The organism is Hydrocoleum sp. CS-953 (assembly GCF_002260545.1).
Lineage (GTDB): Bacteria > Cyanobacteriota > Cyanobacteriia > Cyanobacteriales > Microcoleaceae > Trichodesmium.
In genome coordinates this window covers 1-3,162 of record NZ_LGSU01000453.1, presented here as the reverse complement: position 1 = coordinate 3,162, position 3,162 = coordinate 1, and the positions used below count along the sequence as shown (strand labels likewise).

Below are 3,162 nucleotides of genomic sequence, written 5' to 3'. Positions count from 1 at the left end.
GAACACTAGCACTATAGTTTTTTTGTAATCTATAACTCTTGGATTTTCTCGTGAGAATATACACGATAGAACCTAAAGATAAATAAAGATAAATTAGGAAATCCAGAACTTAAATAATAGCCAAGAGTCGATAATTTTCATTTTTTTTGAGAAAAATATTATAGTTAGATTTGTAACTAATATAGTTCATAAAAATATGGTCAAATATGACATATCCTCCTGCATTGCAGGTGTTATTCTGACGCTCGTGTTAGCGCAGCTCCTCCGCAGGAGGCACTACAACACCACGCCAGTTGCTTTAAGTCGGGAGACCCGCCCAACGCACTGGCTCCTCTATCCCATAGTCAAAGACAAAAGGGAGCTGCTTTTTTCATTATGTTTAGAGAACCGTTGACTTTACTCATTGATTAATCTTTTGCTGGCGGTACGATTGCATTCCTCTTTGTCTTGATGCAGTCGCTCATGGGGGAAACCCCCTTTGGCGGCGCTGCATCGCTTTATTCTTTTTCCTGAGAAAGTGACTCTTATTTTCTCACCTTTCTTGTAAACAGGAATCAAATCATTATCTATAAAACTTGATGCGGAAGTATAAGATTCTTCTGTAAGAATTACATTTATGCCTACCATCTTGGCTTTATAAGATAACATTTCAATTAACTTGTTATAGGGAATACAGACAAAATATGAAAAGTTTCTTTTCCCTAAACTCATCTTCTGCTTCCACTCTTCATTGTGCCCAATTATCAAAGTTCCTCTGCATCTGATTAATTAGAGTATCAATAATTAAACGAGATGCAATACGCGTATTGGGTCATTGATTTTAAATTCTCTTTTATTGCAAAGTTTTTTCAGTCTTTTGCTCGATCTATTTTCCTGGAGTTGAGATTGTAGGAAGCTTTTCACTTTGTTATAGTATTGATTGATAGATTTTAACGGTCTGCCATTTATCACTCTNTTGATTAAAAGTTTCGGCTGTCGCCGACATGAAAATGTAGCTAGATTGTTTAATCCTATATCAATACTGGCAGAACGATTTTTCGCATTTCTCGTATTGTTTTTCACATTTCTCATAAATCACCTCAATTATATAATGGTTAAGTCTCGGGACGAGACGAACTTGTTTAAGAGCGTGAAGTAGGTACTAATGTTTTTAGATAAATCCCTGTTTTACTAGGATTAATAATTCCTTGTTTTAATTGTTTTTTGCTGATAGCTTGTCTCGTATAAATTACAAGATTTCTTCGGTGTTATTTTATTTTTATATTTCGGAATACGAGGACGAGCATTAAACTTTGATGGGTTCTGTTTATAAACTTCATTCGCTGCTAAAAAACTCTTCGGTGTTTCTATCTAATATCATCAATATTTGTTGAGATGCTTTAGCTGGAATTGCTTGATATATGAATTGAGTAGATAGTGTTTTTTGCAGGTCATAATAAGAAAGATAAGTCTTTTCAAATATAAAAGACTGACGAACTAAATAATTAGAATAGTTATAGAGATTTTTAGACAAGAAACACAGTCGGTCAATTTCAGGATCAAACCGATGTGTTGCTTGAATAATATGTCTCTCAACTAATCTCATAAATCATTCTTGTTAAAATTATATTAGGATTCGAGGACGCGCGGAATTGTTCTGATTATTTAGTCTGAAACTAAGCGTGCCAATTTCATTATACTATTAAACCTTTGGCCTTGGAGTTATTAAATTTTGTCAAATATTTAGTAGCTATGCTTGTATAAATCAACGAAGATATTTGACGTTACTTGACTATATATGACTATATTTATGTATAACTTTTATTATACCACTGTAATAAAACCTGTGCCAACATCATCGGATCATGGCGAACAAAACCAGTTTGTTCATCCTCATACATCACATTAGTTAAAAGAATTTTCCGCCCCAAATTTCTAACTGCTTCTCGATCAAGAAAAACTGGATGAGAATCTTCTTGAGCATACTTAATTAATGCTTGTGCCGAAGGACTTTTTCCCTGCACTAAAACAGTATCAAATAATCGTTTACCACAAGCAAAATCAATAGCACGAATATGGTCAGCCACACTATATCCAGTAGTTTCCCCAGGTTGAGTCATAATATTACAGATATAAATACTAGGAATATTTCTAGAATCAATTGCCTCAGCAATTTCAGAGACTAATAAATTAGGAATTACGCTAGTATATAAACTACCAGGACCTATAATAATATATTCCGCTTCTTCTATAGCTTGTAAAACTTTAGGCAAAGCAGGAGGATTTTCAGGAGTACAGCCAATTTTGACAATTTTGCCTCCCGCTTCGGTAATATTAGACTCGCCCTCAATACGTCGCCCATCAGCTAATTCTGCCCACAAATGCACATCAGTAAGAGTAGCAGGCAAAACCTGACCTTGGACAGCCAAAACCTTTGAACTAGCAGCCACAGCCCTTTCTAAATCTCCAGTTACCTCACTCATAGCCGTCAGAAACAAGTTGCCAAAACTATGCCCCACCAAACCATCACCAGCCCGAAACCGATACTGAAATAACTCAGTTAATAACTTTTCCTCGTTAGCTAAAGCTGCCAAACAATTCCGAATATCTCCTGGCGGGAGTACTCCTATTTCTCGGCGCAACCTACCAGAAGACCCACCATCATCAGCCACTGTAACAATAGCAGTAATATTAGCACTATAACCCTTGAGGCCCCGTAATAAAGTGGAAAGACCAGTACCACCACCAATAGCTACAACTTTTGGACCTTTATTTAATCGTCGATGGGTGAGTAACCTATCTACTAATTCTTCATCTCCCTCTGGCATTAACACTTGGGTAATAGTATTTAAGCTGCGATTTTGTCCTAAAAAGATAAATAGTAAGCCAGCAAGGATAACTAGAGGACCAGAAATATAGTTAGGGAGTATTGTTGTAACCCACCCCAAAAATTCCCTAAGTTTTTGTAGAGTGTAAAAAATAGGAGTCATTCCCGTCCATATTGCCAGTCCTAAACTACTTAGTAGTACACCAGCAGCACTCAAAAGTAACCACCGTTTGACAAATAGTCCTGGAGCTAACCATTTAAACCATTGGCTAAGTATCCGAGAGTTACCCCTTTGACGTTTTGCAATGAAAAGTTGCTTTTGAGAAAGATGCGTAGAGTTTTCTTGAGTAAACCAG

The 3,162-nt window shown here is 36.3% G+C and carries 4 protein-coding genes and 1 pseudogene; all 5 read right to left on the bottom strand.

Going from position 1 to position 3,162, the window contains the following annotated elements; all coding sequences use genetic code 11:
* Window positions 1-396: 396 nt before the first annotated feature.
* Window positions 397-747 (bottom strand): IS200/IS605 family accessory protein TnpB-related protein, encoded by a 351-nt coding sequence (locus AFK68_RS38110; RefSeq protein ID WP_210407225.1) that lies wholly within the window; start codon window positions 745-747, stop codon window positions 397-399.
* Between the two features lie 36 nt (window positions 748-783).
* A pseudogene (locus tag AFK68_RS44205) lies at window positions 784-954 on the bottom strand (hypothetical protein); the annotation flags it as partial.
* A gap of 1 nt (window position 955) precedes the next feature.
* Window positions 956-1,071 (bottom strand): hypothetical protein (locus AFK68_RS44200; protein ID WP_371357229.1); only part of this gene is annotated, 116 nt, incomplete at its 3' end.
* 244 nt (window positions 1,072-1,315) lie between these two features.
* Entirely contained in the window at window positions 1,316-1,585 is a 270-nt protein-coding gene (locus AFK68_RS38100; protein WP_210407224.1) for a hypothetical protein, read from the bottom strand.
* 202 nt (window positions 1,586-1,787) lie between these two features.
* Window positions 1,788-3,113 carry a gluconeogenesis factor YvcK family protein gene (yvcK, locus tag AFK68_RS04525; protein WP_094671772.1) on the bottom strand — a complete coding sequence of 442 codons (1,326 nt, stop codon included), beginning with the start codon at window positions 3,111-3,113 and terminating at the stop codon, window positions 1,788-1,790.
* Window positions 3,114-3,162: the final 49 nt, after the last annotated feature.